Source organism: Nocardia sp. NPDC051570 (assembly GCF_044454005.1).
Classification (GTDB): Bacteria; Actinomycetota; Actinomycetes; order Mycobacteriales; family Mycobacteriaceae; genus Nocardia.
On the sequence record NZ_JBITDI010000001.1, the window covers coordinates 513,298 to 532,072 of the forward strand.

Sequence of the window (18,775 nt, forward strand, 5' to 3'; positions counted from 1 at the left end):
GACGAGAAAAACCACTCGACACTCGATCCGGGCCCCTCGCCGCCTTCGCGGGGGACCTACGTAAACTCCGAGCGGCTGCGGGAAATCCGTCCTACCGGCGGATGGCAAGCGTGGCTTTGTATTCCCCCTCGGTGCTGTCGGAAGCCGCCAGCGGTCACCGACTTCCCACGCTGCAAGTCACGCTGGCGTTTGTGCGTGCATGTGGCGGAGATACTACCGAATGGGAGCAAAGGTGGCGAGAGGTCCGCGGTATCAACGGATTCGATCCGGCCGATGAGCCGGAGGAGCGATATCCGAGTGATACCGGACATCCCAGACCAGCCCAACTGCCGATCGGACCGCACGACTTCGTCGGCCGCACAGCGGAATTGGCGGGCGCGCTGGCTGCCACGGGACAGCTCACCGACGCCCGCGTCCCGCTGGTGATCCGGGGCCCGGTCGGCATCGGCAAGACCACCTTCGCGCTGCGCTTCGCCCACCGGTTGGTCGAACAGTTCCCCGACGGCCAGCTGTGGGCCGATATGGGCGCCGAGGATGTGGCGCCGATGGAGGTCGTGGCCGGCTTCCTGCACGCGCTCGGCGTGCCGTGGGAGCGCGTCCCCGCCGACGAGATGCACCGGATCGGGTTGTACCGATCCATGCTCGCCGAGCGGCGCGTGGTGGTCCTGCTGGACAACGTCCGCGACGAACCGCGGGTACGACCGCTGCTGGCCCGCTCGACGACCAGCCAGATCCTGGTGACCAGCCGCTCACGATTACTCGGCCTGGACGGCGTACGCCGCATCGCCCTCGGCCCGCTGGCCCGCACCGAATCGCTGGACCTGTTGCGACTGCTCATCGGCAGCGATCGGGTGCGCGCCGAACACGCGGCCGCACTGCGCGTCGCCGACTTCTGCGCCCATCTGCCGCTGGCCATCACCATCGCCGGGCGCAAGATCGCCGCGCAGCCGGGCCGGCGCCTCGCCGAGGTGGCCGATCGGCTCGATGCGGGCGTGCAGGTTGCCAATTGGTTATGGATAGGGGATATCGGACTCGCGGATTCTGTTCTGCCTGCCTATCTTTCATTACCGCCACTGGCAAAACACGTGGTGCACATGCTCGCTGAAGGTAGTGATGAGGTGACACCCGCCGAACTCGCTCGGACACTGCATATCTCGATCGACTCGGCCGAGTACGCGATGGACAGTCTCATCGATGTCGGTCTGCTGCACCGGGTTCCGGCGCCGGAGCGCTATGCGCTGCCCGCCTTGATCGGTCGCTTGGTCGCACAGGAGACCAGCCGCTTCGCGATGCATCGCGATCTCGACACGGTCGAACTTCCGACCGTTCGGACGCCCGCGCACCCGTTCAGAGGCTGATCGGTCTATTCCGTCCGGTCTGTTCCTTTTGACGTTCGATTGTTCGGAATGCGTTCGCCGCCAGGCGATTACCCCGGAGACATCGGTACTGTTTCCCGGGATCGACCCGTATCCATCCGAATTCGAACGCACTAGGAGCCGCAGGGTGACCACCGACAGTCAGCAGAACAAGGCGGAGACGTTTCGGCAGCTGCACATCGACGGGGTGTTGGTGCTGCCCAACGCCTGGGACGCGCTGAGCGCGGCGCTGGTCGCCGACGCGGGCGCGAAAGCCGTCGCCACCACGAGTGCGGCGGTGTCCTGGGTGGCGGGCCGCGGCGACGGGCAGAAGCTCACCCGCGAGGAGATGATCGCCCGGGTGCGCGAGATCGCCGCCGCGGTCACGGTGCCGGTCACCGCCGACGTCGAGGGCGGCTACGGCCCGACCCCCGCCGATATCGCCGCCACCGTCGAGGCGGTGATCGACGCGGGCGCGGTCGGGGTGAACCTCGAGGATTCGCACCGGCCGGGCGGACCGTTGTTCGATATCGCCGAACAATCCGAACGCCTGCGCGCGGGCCGGGCGGCCGCCGCCCGAGCGGGCCTGCCGCAGCTGGTGATCAACGCCCGCACCGATGTCTACCTGTTCGGCATCGGCGCACCCGAGGGCCGTTTCGACGAGGTGGTGGCGCGGGCGACGGCCTACGCCGAGGCGGGCGCCGACAGCCTGTTCGTCCCGGGCCTGCTCGATCTGGACACCCTGAGCGAGCTGTCCCGCAAGACGTCGCTGCCGATCAACGTGATGACCGGTGCGGGCGCGCCGCAGGTCTCGGAGCTGGCCGCGGCCGGTGTGCGCCGGGTCAGCCTCGGACCGGCGCTGGCGCAGGCGGCCTACGCGCGGGTGCGTGCGTCGGCCACCGAACTGCTCACCAAGGGCACCTATACCGAACTCGCCGACGGCCTGGACTTCGGGGCCATCGAATCATTGTTCGCACGCAAGGAGAAGCAATCATGAACGCCGTCGGCACGAAAGACCGCGTGGGGGTGCTCGACGTCATCCGGGAGACCCCCCGCCCGGTGCAGTACCTGCTGCTCGGCGTGCTGGTCAATCAGCTCGGCGCGTTCGTGCAGACCTTCCTGGTGCTGTATCTCGTGCATCGCGAATTCACCATCGGCCATGCCGGCATCGCGCTCACCGCGTACAGCGCGGGCGCGGTGCTGGGCACCATGCTCGGCGGTGAGCTCACCACGCGACTCGGGCCGCGCACGACGATCGTGACGGCCATGACGGGTTCGGCGATCTTCGTGGGCCTGATTCCGTTCCTGGCCCGTCCGTCGCTGTTCCCCGCCCTGGTGGTGGTCGTGGCGGCGGCCGGTCTGATCACGCAGGCCTACCGGCCGGCCGCCGCGGTGCTGCTGAGCGATCTGATGCCCGCGCAGCACCGGGTCATGGGCTTTTCGATGATGCGAATCGCCCTGAACACCGGTGCGGCCCTGGGCCCGCTGATCGCGGCGGGCCTGATCCTGGTCGACTGGGACCTGCTGTACTGGGTGAACGCGGCCACCGCGCTCGCCTATGCGGCGCTGGCGCTGACACTGCTGCCCGCGGTGGCGGCGCCGGCCCCGGAGGATGAGGCCAAACCTGCTGAGACACAGAAGAACTCGTCGTATGCGGTGATCGCCCGCGACTACCGCTACCACCTGTTCCTGGCCTCGGTGCTGCTGGGCACGCTGATCTATGTGCAGTACACCGTGGCACTGCCGCTGAACCTCGCCCGCGACGGCTATCCCACGCTCTGGTACAGCGGCGTGCTGGTCACCGCGTCGGTGGTGCTGATCCTGTTCGAACTGCAGATCACCTCGTATGTGACCCGCTTCCGCGCCGGCCTGGTCGGCGCGGTGGGCACCGCGGTCATGGGCCTGGGCGTCGCGGGGTACGCGGTGGCCGGGCACGCGATCGTGCTGGTTCTGGTGTTCACCGCGCTGTTCGTGCTCGGCGTGATGATCAACGGCCCCACCATGTTCGCCTATCCCAGCACCTTCCCCGGCCCGGTGAAGGCCCGCTACATCGCCACCCATCAGGCGGTATTCGGACTCGGCATGGCGCTGGGACCGACGCTGGGCGTGGTGGCCTGGGAGAAGTTGGGCACCGGGGTGTGGCCGCTGGCCGGCGTGCTCGGGCTGTTCGCGGCCTGGTTCGCCTATGCGGGCATGCCCCAGAAGATCGAGGAGAACCACTGATGCGCACACGCAGATTGGCCGTCGCCGCGACGGTCGCCGCGGTCGCCGCCGCACTGATGTCGGCATGCGGCGGCAGCACCACCACCACCAGTTCCCCCACCAGCGCAGCCGCGCAGGACGGCGGGATCATCAGTTGGAACGGCACCGAGCCGGAGGACCCGCTGATTCCGGGCGACGCCACCGAACGCGACAGCGTGAAGATCGTGGACGCCCTGTTCACCGGCCTGGTCGAATACGATCCGCAGACCGCGGCGCCGAAGCTGGCCGTCGCCAAGTCGATCGACTCCACCGATTCCAAGGTCTACAAGATCACCCTGAATCCCGGGTGGACGTTCCACGACAAGACCCCGGTCACCGCCGCGAGTTTCGTCGACGCCTGGAACTACACCGCCTTCGGCCCGAACAAGCTGCAGGGCGCCCAGTACCTGTCGCATATCCAGGGATTCGACACGACGCAGGCCGGGTCGACCGACAAGATGTCGGGCCTGAAGGTGATCAACGACAGCACCTTCGAGGTGACGCTGTCGGCGCCGTTCTCGGAGTTCCAGACCGAGCTCGGTTATGCGGCGTTCTTCCCGCTGCCGCGCAGCTTCTTCTCCGATCGCAAGGGCTTCGAGGCGCATCCGATCGGCGATGGGCCCTTCTACTTCGAATCCCACACCCCGGGCAAGAACATCATCGTCAAGCGCTACGACGCCTATGCCGGGGCGCGTAAACCTCATGTCGCGGGCGTGGAATTCCGGTTCTACAAGCAGCTCGAGGACGCCTACGCCGATGCGGTGGCCAGCAAGCTCGACTACCTGGACTTCGTCCCGGCCGCGGGGCTCGACGGTGGCAAGTACAAGAAGGATCTGGCCGGGCGCTGGCTGTCGCACCCGTACCTGGGCGTGCAGTCGATCTCGTTCCCGATGTACGACAAGCGCTTCGCCGATCCCCGTCTGCGCCAGGCAATTTCGATGGCGATTGATCGGAAGGCCGTCGTCGACAAGGCATTCGACGGCGACAAGATCATGCCCGACGGCCTGGTGCCGCCGATCGCGCCCGGCTACGGCGGCGACGCCTGCGGTGACCTGTGCACCTATCAACCGGCCAAAGCGAAGGCGTTGTTCGACGCGTCCGGTTTCCAGGGCCCGATCGAGTTGACCTCCAACGACGATTCGGCCAACCAGGTGTGGATCGATGCGGCCTGCGCCAGCATCACCAAGGCCCTGGGCCGCGAATGCAAGTACGTACCGGTGCCGACGTTCGGTGATTTCCGCAAGCTGATCAACGATCAGAAGGCCACCACCATCTTCCGCTCCGGCTGGGTCGCCGACTATCCGTCGATCGAGAACTTCCTCAACCCGATCTTCCGCACGGGTGCGGCGGTCAACGGCTCCGGTTACTCCAACCCGCAGGTCGACGCGCTGCTGGCCAGGGCCGACGCGGCGCCGACGGAGAAGGAGGGCTGGGCGCTGTACCAGCAGGCGGAGAAGCAGATCATCCAGGATATGCCCGCGATTCCGCTGTGGTTCCAGAAGGTGGAGTCGGGCTGGTCGACCCGGACCAAGAACGTCATCGTCACCCAGATGCTGCAGCTGGACCTGTACGACGTGACACTGAACAACAACAACTGAATAACCACGACGGCCCCGCCGTCGCAGCCGAAACCGGTTGCGATGGCGGGGCTTTCGCATGTCCGGCCGTACGGTATTGTTCGCCTGTTTTGTCCGCGCTGGTCACGGGCCCGGGCACGCGGGCGCACCGGAACCGGGGGCGGGCAGGCCGAATCCCAAGGGATCCCCCGGCTTTCCCGTCCCGCTCCGCAACCCGGATAGCTTCCGGGCGGACAGGGGTTCCGTTCTCGGCAAAGTGCGGACCACAACGGCGCGATAACGGATCGGTGCATCCGTTGCGCCCCAGGCATGTTGGCGGTCATAGTGATATCTCCGGGACACCGAACGGTCCCGACGATCGGTTGATGTTCGGTGCCCGTAAACGCTTTCGACCAACGCGCCGACGGAATTGACTGTCTCACAGCGTTATCCGAGCCCTACCAAGACTCAGGTGGAACACTGTGACCGCATATGACGTCGACGTCCTAGCCATCGGTGCGGGACCGGCCAATCTGGCCCTGGCCATCGCCCTGGAGGAATCCGGGGATGTGGCCCTCGCCCAGAGCACCTTGATCCTCGAGCAGCACTCCGACGTGAAATGGCAGCGCAATCTGCTGCTGCCGTGGGCGCGTAGCCAGGTCTCGTTTCTCAAGGATCTGGTGACCCTGCGCAATCCGCGCAGCCGCTTCACGTTTCTCAACTTCCTGCACGAGCGCCGGCGCCTCGACGAATTCGTCAATCTGGCCACCTTCAATCCCTACCGGCAGGAGCTGTCGGACTACCAGCAGTGGGTCGCGCACTCCCTCGAGCACGTCAAGGTGCGCTACAACGCCCGCGTGGAGCGGGTCGAACCCCGCCGCGGCAACGACCGGCGCATCGTCGGCTGGACGGTCTATCTGACCGGCGGCGACCGGATCGCCTGCCGCGACCTGGTTTTCGGCACCGGTCGCGATGCGCGCATCCCGGCCGAGTTCGCGGGTCTGCCCACCGACAAGGTGATCCACAGCACCCGGTACGCCACCCGGATCGCCGAGATCGTGGCCGAGGGCCGGCAGGTCACCCGCCCGGTCGTGATCGGCGGCGCGCAGAGCGCGGCGGAGATGTTCATGTCCGTGCACGATGATCTGCCGGGCTGCAAGCCGACGATGGTGATGCGGTCGATCGGCCTGCAGAACTATCAGACCAGCAAGTTCGTCAACGAGCTGTTCTATCCGTCCTTCGTGGACGAGTTCTACTACTGCGATGCCGAGTCCCGGCGCCGGATCCTCGACGAGGTCCATCTCACCAACTACGCGGGCCTGGCCCCGCCGTTCCTGGACGAGATGTACGCGATGCTCTACCGCCAGCGGCTGTACGGGCAGGAGCGTTCGCGCGTCGTGCCGATGACCGATGTGGTGGGCGCGCAGGCCGACGGCGAGGAGATCGTGCTGTCGCTGCGCGATCTGCGCAGCGGCCAGATCGAGGAACTGCGCAGCGATCTGGTGCTGCTGGGCACCGGCTACCTGCCCGAAATGCCCGCGATGGTGCGCGATCTGGGCGACCGCATCGGTGTCAGCACCATCGACGTGAGCCGCCGCTACCGCTGGGAGATCGGCGACCACGCCTGGGGCGCGGTCTATCTGCAGGGCATGAACGAGGCCACGCACGGCATCTCCGACACCCTGATCAGCGTCCTGGCCAACCGTTCCCAGGACATCGTGGACGATCTGCTGGACCGGCGCGCCGAACTCGGCGATCGCGCGGTGGCCGAGGTGCGCACAGCATGACCAGGTTCGAGATTCGCGGCCTGGACCGCGACAAACTGGAGGTCGCCTACGGTGTGGCCTCGCAGCGGCTGCTGCCCTGGGAGTTGCTCAACGCCCCGTTCGAGGGGGCCTTCTGCAAGCTGGGTCCCGGCGAGGCCTCCGACGCGCACTCCCATCACGAATACGAGCTGTTCATCGCGATGAAGGGCCGAGCCGTACTCGACGAGGACGGCGACGAGCGCGACTTCGTCGCGGGCGATCTGGCCCACCATATGCCCGGCACGCACCACTACGTGCGCAATGTCGGCGAGGGCGACTTCGAGTGGTACGCCATCTGGTGGGATACCGATATGTCCGACCGGTTCCGCGCCCGGCATGCGCAGAATCCCCCTGTGTCAGAGAGTGATTCGGTGCAATCATGACCGGCCCGATCATCGTCATCTCCCCCGCGCCGACCGCCAACGGCGATCTGCACCTGGGGCATATCGCGGGCCCGTTCCTGGCCGCGGACGTCTACGCCCGCTATGCCCGGGCCACCGGCCGCACCGTGCTGTTCGGCACCGGCGTACAGGACACCTCCACCTTCGTCGTGACCACCGCGCGTCGGCTGGGCACCACACCGGAGGCGCTGGTGCGCCGATCGGCCAAGGAGGTCGAGGCCACCCTGGGCGCGCTGGGCATCGGCGTGGACGGCTTCACCGGATGGGAGGAGCGGTTCACCTCCTTCGTCACCCGCGTGGTGGAGCGGTTGCGCGATTCGGGGCGACTGCAGTTGCGGGACATGAAGTTTCCGTACGCACCCCGCACCGGTGAGTACCTGGTCGACGGGCATGTCGCGGGTATATGCCCGATGTGCCTGGCCAACAGCTGCGGTGGGCTGTGCGAGACCTGTGGCCATCCGGTCGCGGCCGCCGAACTGCTGGATCCGTTCTCGACCCGCAATCCCGACGAGCCCATCGAATTCCGCACCGCGCAGGTGCTGGTACTGCCCACCGAGGAGTACCGGGGCAGGCTGCGGGCGCACTTCGACCGCATCTCGGGCACACTGCGCCCGCGCGCGGCACAGGTCATCGACGAGATCCTGGCCAAACCGCTGCCGGAGTTCCCGGTCACCTATCCGCTGGACTGGGGTATTCCCGCCCCCGGCCTGCCCGGACAGGTGATCAACCCCAACGCCGAACCGGTGGCCTGGACGATGTACTGCTCCATGCTGGCCGCCGAGCAGGCCGGGCTCGCCCCGACCGGCGAGGACGAGCTGTGGCGGCGCGAGGCGGGCACCGAGATCGTGTACTTCCTCGGCGTGGACAACGTCCACCCGTTCGCGATCTCCGGCCTGGCGATGCTGCTGGCCTACGGCTCGGACTATCCGCTGCCGACCCGGTTCCTCACCAACGAGTTCTACGAGCTGAACCGGGAGAAGTTCTCCACCAGCCGTGGACATCTGGTGTGGGGTCGCGATCTGGCCGAGCAGGTGCCGCGCGATCTGATCCGCTTCCATCTGGCGTGTGACAGCCCGGAGTTCCAGCGCACCAGCTTCAATCGCGAGGAGCTGGACCGGCTGACCCGAATCCGGTTGGTGGAGCCCTGGAACCGGATCGCCGAGCGGGTCGAGCCGCATATCGGCACCGGCCCGCTGCCGGTGTCGGGGCGCTCGCGCACCTCGGCGGTGCGCATCCTGGACCGGTTCCGCTCGGCCTACGAGCTGTCCCGGTTCAGCCTGAGCCGGGCCGCGGCCATCCTCACCCAGCAGCTGGAGCGGCTCGATCGCGCCGAGCTCACCCCGGGTGATCTGTGCCATGAGGCCGAGGTGCTGTTGCGCTGTGCCGCACCGATTCTCATCGATCTGGGCGCCGCGCTGCCGGAGCAGTCGCTGGTCGGCATCGCGGTGCGCGACACCGTGATACCGATCTCACTGCCGCGCCTGATCAGCACGGAGGGTTGAGATGGGCTCGGTCGTCATCGCGGGCGCCGGCGTCACCGGACTGGTCACGGCCATCCGCTGCGCCCGCGCCGGGCATCGGGTCACCGTGGTCGATCGCGGTCCGGTGCCGAATCACGGGTCGAGCTCGTTCGACCAGCATCGGGCGCTGCGCGCGTTGACGACCGAGAACTCCGGGGCCGCCACCGATCTGCATCAGCGCTGGGTGCGGCTGCAGACCCTGCTCGGCGGCCGGTTCTACCGGCGGGTGGGCGTGGTCAGCGGCTGGCCCGCCGACCGGGTCACCGCCGCCGAGACCATGGCCGCCCGCACCGGGATGCGGATCGCGATCCTGGAACCGAACCGGTTGCCGCACATCGTATTTCCGGACGGGTACGTGGGCGTGCACGAACTCGATGCCGGCGTGCTGCTGGCCGAGCGGGTGCTGCACGCGGCCGTGCGCTGGCTGCGCCGCCATCCGGCGGTGACGCTGCGGCCGTGGAGCGAGGTCGTCGCGGTCGATACCGACCACGCACGGCTGCAATTGGCCGACGACTCCTGGATCACAGGCGATTTCGTGCTCGTCGCGGCGGGCGCCTGGACCCGGGATCTGGTCCGCACGGCCACGGAGATCCATCGCCAGACCATCGTCTACGTGCGGCCACCGCAGGAGTTGACGAGCTGGTGGGAGCAGGCGCCCACCGTGGGCGGGGTCGGTGACGACGGCACCGGATGGCTGCTGCCACCCGGCGACGGGACCCTGCTCAAGCTCAGCGCCGCCGGAATGTGCCGCACGGTGGCCGATCTGGCCGAGCCCGACGACCTCGACCGGACCATGGCGCATCGCAGCCGCGAACGCCTGCTGGCCGCACCGCAGCGCTATCAGGTTGTCGCCGTGCGGCATTGCCATTACACCGTCGACGCCCGCACCGGCGAGGCCGCCCTGGAACAGGTCGGCCCGGCGGTCTGGGCGCGGGCGGCGGTCGGCGGCGACGGGTTCCGCACCGCGCCGCTGATCGCCGACCGCATCGCCGAACTCGCGGCCACCGCCGTGGCCGCCTAGCCGAAACGCCTTACAGGAGAACACATCCCATGACTCAGAATGACGCCCTGCTGGCCATCGGCAGCGGTCTGCAGCTGTATCGCGAGTATCTGGTCCGCTCGGTGCATTCGCGTGCCCGCGCGCACGGCCTGGATCTGGTGCTGCTCAACAACATCGAGGCCACCTGGCAGCGCGACTACTTCGACGACATCACCGTCGCCAACCTGTTCGACCACACCATCCTCGCCGAGCGGGGCCGCGAGATCGCCGCGCGCCGGCGCATCGTCGGTGTCATGTGCTGGGACGAGCCACTGGTGCAGCCCGCGGCCGATCTGGCCGAGGAGCTGGGCGTACCGGGCCTGAGCGCCGACGGCGTGCGCGGTTGCCGCGACAAGAACCGCACCCGCTCGGTGCTCACCGCGGCCGGAATGCTGCAGCCGCGGTTCGCGCTGACCCATTCGGTGGCCGAGGCACGCGCCGCCGCGGCATCGATCGGATATCCGGTCGTGGTCAAGCCGCAGGCGCTGGGCGCGAGCATGGGTGTGGTGCTGGCCGCGAACGAGGGCGAGCTCGACGCCGCCTTCGGCATCGCGGCCGGGGCCAGCGCCATCGGCGACGAGCCGTACAAGGGCACCGCGCTGGTCGAGGAGTTCGCGATCGGACCGGAGATCAGCGTCGACGCCGCGGTCTACAAGGGCGAGTACACGCCGATGTTCCTGGCCCGCAAGCGGACCGGACTGGAACCGTACTTCGAAGAGGTCGGGCATATCGTCGACGCTGACGACCCGTTGCTGCGCGACGAGGCGCTGATCGGGACCCTCGCCCGGGCTCATCGAGAACTGGGGGTGGACAACGGCATCACCCACAGCGAGGTGCGCCTCACCGAGCGCGGTCCGTTGATCATCGAGATCAACGGCCGCCTCGGCGGCGACCTGATCCCGTTCCTGGGCAAGACCGCCACCGGGATCGATCCCGGCGAGGTGCTGGTCGACATCTCCAGCGGCCGCCGCCCCACCCTGTCGCCCACGCGAAACGCGGTGGCGGGCATCCGGTTCGGCTACCCCGAACACGACTGCCGCGTGCGCTCGGTGACGGTGCCCGAGCACGCACAGGGCCTGGTGACCGCGGCCGCCATGGTCGAGCCCGGCGCCGACCTGCGGCTGCCGCCCGGCGGCTACATCGCGCGGCATTCGTTCGTCGTCTGCGAGGCCTCGGATCCGCAGCGCTGCGACGAATTGCTCGACGCCGCGGCCGATCTCGTCGTCCTCGACGGCGAACCGCTCGAGCCGCTGGCCGCCGGCGAGACCTTCACCCTGCCCTCCGGACTCCTGGACGCCGACAAATGATCAACTACGAGGGCCGCCGCTTCCGCAACCCCGAGGCCGACGACGGGGTGATCGCCCGCTACCACCAGAGCGGTGACCTGGTGTGGGCGCACTTCTCCGGTGGAAAGGTCCGCCGCGGCAGCGTGAACGGCGTGGTCGATACCGCCGGGGTGCTGAGCCTGGTCTACACCATGGTGCTCGCCGACAACGAGATCATCACCGGATTCACCCGCACCACACCCGAACAGACCTCCGAGGGCGGGCTGCGGCTGCGTGAGGAGTGGGAACGCTACGGGCCCAACGGTTCCATCGGGGTCTCCTATCTCGAGGAGGTTCGGTGAACGAGCTATCCGAGCTCGTGGGCGGCCGTCTGCGATTCCCGGGGGATCCCGGATTCGAGGCGGCCACCGCCCCGTTCAACAGGCGCTACGTCGATGTCCGCCCGAGCGCGGTGCTGTCGGTGCGCGATGCCGCGGATGTGGCGACCGCGGTCGCCTGGGCCCGCGACACCGGTGAATCGCTCACCGTGCGCGGCGGCGGGCACAGCTACGCCGGCTTCTCCACCGGCACCGGCCTGGTGCTGGATCTGCGGGCGCTCGACGAGATCCGGGTCGATACCGATTCCGGACTGGTCACCGTCGGCGGCGGCACCCTCAGCGGCACGATCTACGACGCCCTGGAGAAGGCCGATCTGGCCTTCCCGCTGGGCAATTCGAATGAGGTCGGCGTCGGCGGGCTCACCCTCGGCGGCGGCGTGGCGGCGGTCTCGCGGGCCTTCGGGCTCACCGTCGACGCGCTCGTCGAGACCGAGCTCGTGCTCGCCGACGGCACCCTGGTCCGGTGCAACGCCACCGAGAACGCCGATCTGTTCTGGGCGTGCCGCGGCGGCGGTGGCGGCAACTTCGGGGTGAACACCTCGTTCACCTTCCAGGCCCGCGAACCGGTGGCCAGTTCCACCTGCCTGCTGCTGTGGGACTGGCCGCATGCCCGCGAGGTGCTGGCGATCATGCAGGAGATCATGGCGGGCGCGCCCGACGAGTTCGCCGCCCGGATCGGCGCGAGCCGCTCCGGCGACGGGCCCGGCACGATCTCGGTGATCGGCCAACATCTCGGCCCGGCAAGCGAATTGCGCGAGTTGCTGGCCCCGGCGATCGCGACGGCCACGCCCCGGCACTGCGATATCGGCGACAAGACCTACTGGGAGGCCAAGGACTTCCTGCATCACGAGACCTCCGGGGATCCGTTCGCCGTGCGCACCCGCACCACGCCGAAACCGTTGGCGGAGGCGGGAGTCGAGACGATCGTCGCCGCGCTGGACCGCTGGCCCGGCAGTGCCAATCCCGACGGCGCGGGGGTGGCGTTGTTCACCTGGGGCGGGGCGATCAACCGAATCCCGGTGCCGGACACCGCCTTCCCGCATCGCGATGTGCTGTTCCTGATCTCCATGGATACCTCGTGGAGCATGACCGACCCGTCCCAGACGGTGTGGACCAATCTGGAATGGCTCGACGGGCTGCACTCCGAGATGGGTGCGCACGCGAACGACGCGGCCTATGTGAACTTCACCGATCCGGCCCTGACCGGTTGGCGCTCGGCCTATTACGGGCCGAACTACCTGCGCCTGTCCGATATCAAGAAGCGCCACGACCCCGACGGCGTCTTCGACTTCTGTCAGGCGGTGGGCTCGTGACCGTCGTGGCACAACGCGCGGGCGAGCAGGTCGCCGAGCCCGCGGTGGCCTGGTCGGAATCCGAATTGGATTGGGGCGAGCCATTATCGGCCGCGCCGATCCTGCGGCCGGTCGCCGGGGCGCGACCGGAGGTGGATCTGCGCGGCGCCATGCGCAATTTCGTGACCGGGGTGGCCGTGGTCACCACCCATCGCGACGGCGCGCACGACGCGGTGACGGTCAATTCGCTGGTCTCGCTGTCGCTGGATCCGCCGCTGGTGGCGATCTCGCTGCGGCGGGATTCGCGGTTCGGGGCCGATCTGCTCGCCACGCGGGAGTGGAACATCTGCATCCTCGATGGCGAATCCGATGCGATGGCGGGCTCGTTCGCCCGCGACCGCGAGACCCGCACCGCGGCCCTGGCCACGCTGCCCACCCGGCCCGGCACCCGCACCGGCGCGCTGCTGCTGGAGGCGCCGGGCTGGCTGGAATGCGTGCTCGACCGCACCTATGAGGTCGGCGACCACACCCTGTTCATCGGGGCGGTGGTCGCGGCCGGCACCGACGCGCCGGGCGCGCGACTGTTGTTCGCGCACGGCCGCTTTCACGTCTTCGACCACTCCCCCGACATTCGCCCAGGAGGCACCCCGTGACCATCGTCGACGAACCCCGTCTCACCGACCGCGCCCCCGCGGCCGCCGAGATCCTCGCCCGCGCCCAGACCGTCGCCCCGCTGCTGCGCGAGCGCGCCGAGGAGATCGAGCGGCTGCGCCGCATGCCCGACGATATCGTCGAGCTGCTGCGCGAGGCCGGCGTGTTCCGCATGGGCTTCGCCAAGGCGTGGGGCGGCCCCGAGCTCACCTCGATCGAGCAGACCGAGGTGATCGAGGCCCTGGCCTACGGCGACGCGTCGGTCGGCTGGTGCGCCATGATCGGTTCGGACACCGGCCTGTATGCCAACTTCCTCGCCGAACCCGTTGCGCGGAAGATGTTTCCGAGCCTGGATATGGCCACCGCCGGCCTGCTGTTCCCGATCGGCCATGCCGAGATCGTGCCCGGCGGCTATCGTCTGACCGGCCGCTGGCAGTTCGGCAGCGGTATCAATCACGCCGACTGGGTGGTCTCGGGCTCGTTCATCTTCCGCGACGGCGAGCCCGAACCGGACGAGCACGGCAACCACGACTCACGGCTGATGATGGTGCCGCGCGACGAGGTCGAGGTGCTCGACACCTGGTACACCACCGGCCTGGCGGGCAGCGGTAGCTCGGACTACACCATCACCGACGTCTTCGTCCCGCAGGAGCACACCCTGGTGTTCTCCGAGGTGCACGCCCCCGCCGGCCCGCTGGCCCAGCCGGAGGTGCATATGCGCAACATGCCCGGCGTCCCGCTGGGCGTGGCCCGCGCCGCCCTGGACCACGTCCGCACCGAATCCGCCTCGCGCGCAGACGATTACCGCCTGCAGGTCACCCTCGCCGAATGCGAGGCCGACTACCACGCCACCCGAGCCGGGGTCTACACCGCGATGCGCCGAGAATGGGAAATCCTTTCCCGCGGCGGCACACTCGCAGACCTGACCCCCGAAGAACGTGCCGCACTCCCCCTTTCCCGCGTACACGCCTTCCGAACGGCCCGCTCGATCGTGACGCGCCTCTACGACCTCCGCCAAACCGCCTCCATCTACAAACCCTCCCCCCTGGACCGCTGGCTACGCGACACCACCACCATGTGCCAGCACATAGTCGCCCAGGACCGCATCCTCCAATCCGCCGGCGCCCACCTCACCGGCGGCACCCCCAGCTTCAAACTGGCCCTGGGCCTCACCAGCTAACCCTTTCGCACCCCTTCCGCCCCTTCGCACCCTCTGCGGCCGCCCGCAAAGGGTGCGAAGCCCCACAAAGGGTGCGGCACCCCCAGAACCAGTGCGCAACCCCCGCACCCTCTCCGACACTTCGCACCCCCTCTGGACGCCCGGAAGGGGTGCGAGGCGCGAGAAAGGGTGCGGCAGAACCGAAGCAGCCGCGATGCAGCCGCACCCTTTCTGATGTTTCGCACCCTTTGCGGGTCTTCGCACCCGCTATGGGTGACTGGAGGGGGTGCGAGGCGCGGGAAAGGGTGCGGGGGGTGGGTACGGTTCGGGGATGACTGTTGCTCGTTCGTTGCTGTTGTTCGGGGTGGCCGCGCTTGCCGAGATCGGTGGGGCCTGGCTGGTTTGGCAGGGGTGGCGGGAGCGGCGGGGGGTGGTGTGGATCGCGGCGGGGATCGTCGCACTGGGGGCCTATGGGTTCGTCGCCACATTTCAGCCGGATCCGAACTTCGGGCGGATTCTGGCGGCCTATGGCGGCATCTTCGTGGCCGGTTCGCTGGCCTGGGGGATGGTCGTGGACGGGTTTCGGCCCGACCGGTTCGATGTGCTGGGCGCGGTGATCTGCCTGATCGGCGTGGGCGTCATCATGTACGCGCCGCGCCGCTGACCGATCACCGCGCCCCGGCTAGCCGGGCACGTCCTCGACCAGGCCCTCGGCGGTGAGTTCGAGGCGTCTGGTCACCCCGATCTCGTCGAGGAACCGTTGATCGTGGCTGACCACGATCAACGCACCCTCGAAACCGGCCAGCGCCTCGGTGAGGTGACGCAGGCTGGGTAGGTCGAGGTTGTTGGTCGGCTCGTCCAGCAACAGCAGCCGCGGGGCCGGATCGGCCAGCAGCAGCATTGCCAGCGCCGCCCGCAACCGCTCGCCGCCGGACAGCGCACCCGCGGCGACCTCGGCCTCGGCGCCCCGGAACAGGAAGCGGGCGAGCTGGGCCCGCACCTGTTCGGCCGAGACGTGCGGCGTTGCGGCCGAGACGTTCTCGAATACCGACCGGGTCTCGTCGAAGATGTCGAGCCGCTGCGGCAGCAGCCGCCACGGCACCCTCGGCGGTTCGGCGACGATGCGCCGCAGCAGCGTGGTCTTGCCCGCGCCGTTGCGGCCGGTGAGCGCGATCCGTTCCGGACCGGTCACCCTCAGCGTCACCACCGGCCCGTTGGCCAGTTCCACCTCCCGCAGATCGATCACGTCCTGTCCGGGATACAGGCGGGTGCCGGGCAGCTCGACCCGAATCTCCCGATCGTCGCGCAGCAGCTCGTGGGCCTGGGCGAGCGACTGTTCGGCCTCCTCGACCTTCGCGATGTGGTTGTTGCGCAACTTGCCCGCCGATTCCTCGGCCTGACGCTTACGCTGGCCCATCACGATCTTCGGCTCGCGCTTGTTCTCGAACATCTTCTGCCCGTAGCGCTTTCGCCGATCGAGTTTGATCCTGGTCTCGACCAGTTCGCGGGCCTGCCTGCGAACATCGCTGCGGGCGTCGCGGATCGCGGCGCGAGCGGACTCCTGCTCGGCCTCGATAATCGCCTCGTAATCGTCGAAAGTGCCGCCGAACAACCGGATTTCGCCGCCGCGCAATTCGGCGACGGCCGCCACGCGCGACAGCAGCTCCCGATCGTGACTGACGGTCAGTACCGTGCCCGGGAACTGACCCACCACCTCGTAGAGCCGCTCGCGCGCGGCCGCATCGAGATTGTTCGTCGGCTCGTCGAGCAGCAGCACATCGGGTTCGGCAAGCAACTCGGCCACCAGGCCGAGCAGCACGGTCTCACCGCCGGACAGGGTGTCCAGCCGCCGATCCAGTTGCGCCACATCGTCGGCCAGATAACGCAGCCCGAGCCGCCCCAGCAGCGCGATGGCATATTCCTCGACATCCCAACGGCTGCCGACGATTTCGAAGTCGCCCTCGGCGCCCGTACCGGATTCGATGCGGTGCAATGCCTTTCGCACCTCGGCGATGCCGAGCACCGCATCCACCCGCTGCCCGGAGGCCAGGCCGAGATCCTGACGCAGATAGCCCAGCCGTCCGGCGCGGGTGATCGATCCGCGCACGGGCCGCAGCTCGCCGGTGATCAGCCGCAACAGCGTGGACTTGCCCGCACCATTGCCGCCGACCATACCGATATGCCCGGGTCCGAGCACCGCATCGAGCCCCTCGAAGACAGGGGTGCCGTCGGGCCAGGTGAAGGTGAGATCGGAAATGGAAACAGTAGTGATTGACATATGCGTACTCCTGAGGGTGGCAAAAGATGCGGCGCGCGAATGCGGGCCACGTCGGGGCTACCTCAGAAGAGCAACGGCACGTCTCCGATCAACGGGAATAAGACCCGTAAGAAGTTAGCGGAGTCCATAACGCAGCGCAAGCCCCCGGCGTAGAGCGTGCCGGGGATCATCGGCACGGCGGTACGCCGGGGGCGAGTATCGCGCTACGTGACACGCACATAGGAGGCGGAGTTGGTCTCTGCGGTCGGATTGAATTGGTACGCATCACTTTTGGCTTGCACTGTGATCACATCACCCGCCTGGAGGTTCCGGATCGTGGACGCGGTGACCGCCGCGCTCCCAGCGCCCGGGATCGGCGTCGGGTCACCGGTGAAGACGACAGTGGTGTTGACGACCAGCTGGATCCGGACCGGGATATCGCCGACGAATTGACTGGCGCCGCTGAAGACCACCGAGGCGGCGATCTTCGCGCCGACCTTCGAATTCTGGACGACCAGGCCATCGGAGGAGACCACGGACCCCGGATACCGCGCGGTGTCGGCTTTCCACCCCGAAACGGTGCCCCACGTCGAACCGCCCAGCCCGTTCCAGCTACCGCTCTTGGTCATCGACGACGGCTGAAAGCTCGGGATCGCGTCAACGGTCAGCGACCCGGCGCAGGCGTACCCCGCCTCGGCGGCGGCCCGCGCGCTGCTCACCTGCGTCAGCACCCCCTCCCCCGCACTGCCGGCGGGAAGCCCGGTGAGCACCGACAAGGCACCGCCGCCGGAGGTGGCGAACGACGAGCCGGACGTGGCCGAGCACACACCGGAACCGCTATAGTCCACCGCCACAACGACTTTGCCCGTCGCCGCGGTCACCGCGGCCAACGTGCCCTCGCTCCCGCCCCGAGTGGTCTCCGGCGATCGGCCCGAATACCGCCCCTCCGAGTTGAACACCGCATCCGCGGTGGCCGTGCCCAGACAGACAACGGTGGCAACACCTTCCGAGCCCGCCGAGGCCACCTCAGCGACCTTGATCTCGGCATCGGCGGCGCCGGTCGCCGCCGGTGCCGCCGCGAACAGGGCCCTACCGGATTTGATCACGACCCGCGCGCCCGCCGAACCGGTACCACCGGCGGTGGAAGGTATTGCGGACCAAGATGATTGGTTCTCGGAGAGCGCTCCGATCGCGGCCGCACTCGCCGAGACCACGGCACGAGTGAGATCGCAACCCGCGGCAACGGCCGCCGAGCCGGTGAACATCGCCACCAGATACGGCCGAATCACCGGCACCTCGGTGACCATCACAGTCCTCGGTGCGGACGGCGAAATCGCCTGGAGGGCAATCGCTTCCGGGATAGGTGCCACCGCGACAAGCGCCGCGGGCGGCGCGCCCCGCACCTGAGGTCGCTGCTGCATGGCCATCCGGCGTCCTCAGCTCTGGGTGAAGGTGGGGGTGATCAGCAGCTGCCCCTGACCACCCAGGGTGGTCGAGCTGATCAGGACCTTATCGATGAAATCGGCCTGACCACCCGTCGCGGTCTTCCACAACCCGACGTAGTTGTACGTGCCCGCGGGCAGATCGATGGTCACCTGGGAACCATTGATGACCCCGCCGGTGCCCGAGGTCCAGGTGGTCTGCTTACGCGCATAGGCGGGCGCGCCATCCTTGGCCTCGTTGGCACCGGTGATACCCGGATCGGCGTAATGGACGCTCACATATGCGGCGGGCGCGCCCGCGATCATCTTGTACGCATCGGCGAGCGCCTGGCGGACAGCGGCGACGGCAATAGCCATGAGGAATTCTCCTTGAGTTGAGAGGGGTTGTGCGGCA

The 18,775-nt window shown here is 68.3% G+C and carries 17 protein-coding genes; 14 read left to right on the plus strand and 3 right to left on the minus strand.

Going from position 1 to position 18,775, the window contains the following annotated elements:
* Window positions 1-110: 110 nt before the first annotated feature.
* The 14 genes from ACIA76_RS02330 (at window position 111) to ACIA76_RS02395 (ending at window position 15,346) form a co-directional block, all read left to right on the plus strand.
* On the plus strand, window positions 111-1,358 hold the full coding sequence (locus ACIA76_RS02330) for an NB-ARC domain-containing protein (protein ID WP_397147462.1): 1,248 nt from the start codon (window positions 111-113) through the stop codon (window positions 1,356-1,358).
* Window positions 1,359-1,503: 145 nt separating this feature from the next.
* Window positions 1,504-2,352 carry an isocitrate lyase/phosphoenolpyruvate mutase family protein gene (locus ACIA76_RS02335; RefSeq protein ID WP_397147464.1) on the plus strand — a complete coding sequence of 283 codons (849 nt, stop codon included), beginning with the start codon at window positions 1,504-1,506 and terminating at the stop codon, window positions 2,350-2,352.
* Window positions 2,349-3,578 (plus strand): MFS transporter, encoded by a 1,230-nt coding sequence (locus ACIA76_RS02340; RefSeq protein ID WP_397147466.1) that lies wholly within the window; start codon window positions 2,349-2,351, stop codon window positions 3,576-3,578. The genes ACIA76_RS02335 and ACIA76_RS02340 overlap by 4 nt, the downstream gene beginning before the upstream one ends.
* Window positions 3,578-5,194, plus strand: a complete 1,617-nt coding sequence (locus ACIA76_RS02345; RefSeq protein WP_397147468.1) for an ABC transporter substrate-binding protein — start codon at window positions 3,578-3,580, stop codon at window positions 5,192-5,194. Before ACIA76_RS02340 ends, ACIA76_RS02345 begins: the two co-directional genes overlap by 1 nt.
* A 440-nt stretch (window positions 5,195-5,634) precedes the next feature.
* Entirely contained in the window at window positions 5,635-6,939 is a 1,305-nt protein-coding gene (locus ACIA76_RS02350) for a SidA/IucD/PvdA family monooxygenase (RefSeq protein WP_397147470.1), read from the plus strand.
* On the plus strand, window positions 6,936-7,340 hold the full coding sequence (locus tag ACIA76_RS02355; RefSeq protein ID WP_397147472.1) for a cupin domain-containing protein: 405 nt from the start codon (window positions 6,936-6,938) through the stop codon (window positions 7,338-7,340). Before ACIA76_RS02350 ends, ACIA76_RS02355 begins: the two co-directional genes overlap by 4 nt.
* Entirely contained in the window at window positions 7,337-8,860 is a 1,524-nt protein-coding gene (locus ACIA76_RS02360) for a class I tRNA ligase family protein (protein ID WP_397147474.1), read from the plus strand. The genes ACIA76_RS02355 and ACIA76_RS02360 overlap by 4 nt, the downstream gene beginning before the upstream one ends.
* 1 nt (window position 8,861) lies before the next feature.
* Entirely contained in the window at window positions 8,862-9,899 is a 1,038-nt protein-coding gene (locus ACIA76_RS02365; RefSeq protein WP_397147476.1) for an NAD(P)/FAD-dependent oxidoreductase, read from the plus strand.
* A gap of 29 nt (window positions 9,900-9,928) precedes the next feature.
* A complete protein-coding gene (locus ACIA76_RS02370) occupies window positions 9,929-11,224 on the plus strand; it encodes an ATP-grasp domain-containing protein (protein ID WP_397147478.1) in 1,296 nt (431 codons plus the stop codon).
* Window positions 11,221-11,544, plus strand: coding sequence for a hypothetical protein (locus tag ACIA76_RS02375; RefSeq protein WP_397147480.1), 324 nt, complete (start codon window positions 11,221-11,223; stop codon window positions 11,542-11,544). Before ACIA76_RS02370 ends, ACIA76_RS02375 begins: the two co-directional genes overlap by 4 nt.
* Window positions 11,541-12,893 carry an FAD-binding oxidoreductase gene (locus ACIA76_RS02380; protein WP_397147482.1) on the plus strand — a complete coding sequence of 451 codons (1,353 nt, stop codon included), beginning with the start codon at window positions 11,541-11,543 and terminating at the stop codon, window positions 12,891-12,893. The genes ACIA76_RS02375 and ACIA76_RS02380 overlap by 4 nt, the downstream gene beginning before the upstream one ends.
* Entirely contained in the window at window positions 12,890-13,525 is a 636-nt protein-coding gene (locus tag ACIA76_RS02385) for a flavin reductase family protein (RefSeq protein ID WP_397147484.1), read from the plus strand. Before ACIA76_RS02380 ends, ACIA76_RS02385 begins: the two co-directional genes overlap by 4 nt.
* Window positions 13,522-14,703, plus strand: a complete 1,182-nt coding sequence (locus ACIA76_RS02390) for an acyl-CoA dehydrogenase family protein (RefSeq protein ID WP_397147486.1) — start codon at window positions 13,522-13,524, stop codon at window positions 14,701-14,703. Before ACIA76_RS02385 ends, ACIA76_RS02390 begins: the two co-directional genes overlap by 4 nt.
* A gap of 310 nt (window positions 14,704-15,013) precedes the next feature.
* Window positions 15,014-15,346, plus strand: a complete 333-nt coding sequence (locus ACIA76_RS02395; RefSeq protein ID WP_397147488.1) for a YnfA family protein — start codon at window positions 15,014-15,016, stop codon at window positions 15,344-15,346.
* Between the two features lie 18 nt (window positions 15,347-15,364).
* On the opposite strand, the gene ACIA76_RS02400 is transcribed toward ACIA76_RS02395, so the two are convergent.
* The 3 genes from ACIA76_RS02400 to ACIA76_RS02410 form a co-directional block, all read right to left on the minus strand.
* A complete protein-coding gene (locus ACIA76_RS02400; RefSeq protein ID WP_397147490.1) occupies window positions 15,365-16,960 on the minus strand; it encodes an ATP-binding cassette domain-containing protein in 1,596 nt (531 codons plus the stop codon).
* Between the two features lie 203 nt (window positions 16,961-17,163).
* Entirely contained in the window at window positions 17,164-18,366 is a 1,203-nt protein-coding gene (locus tag ACIA76_RS02405; RefSeq protein WP_397147492.1) for a hypothetical protein, read from the minus strand.
* Between the two features lie 9 nt (window positions 18,367-18,375).
* A complete protein-coding gene (locus ACIA76_RS02410) occupies window positions 18,376-18,738 on the minus strand; it encodes a hypothetical protein (protein WP_397147494.1) in 363 nt (120 codons plus the stop codon).
* Between the last annotated feature and the right edge of the window lie 37 nt (window positions 18,739-18,775).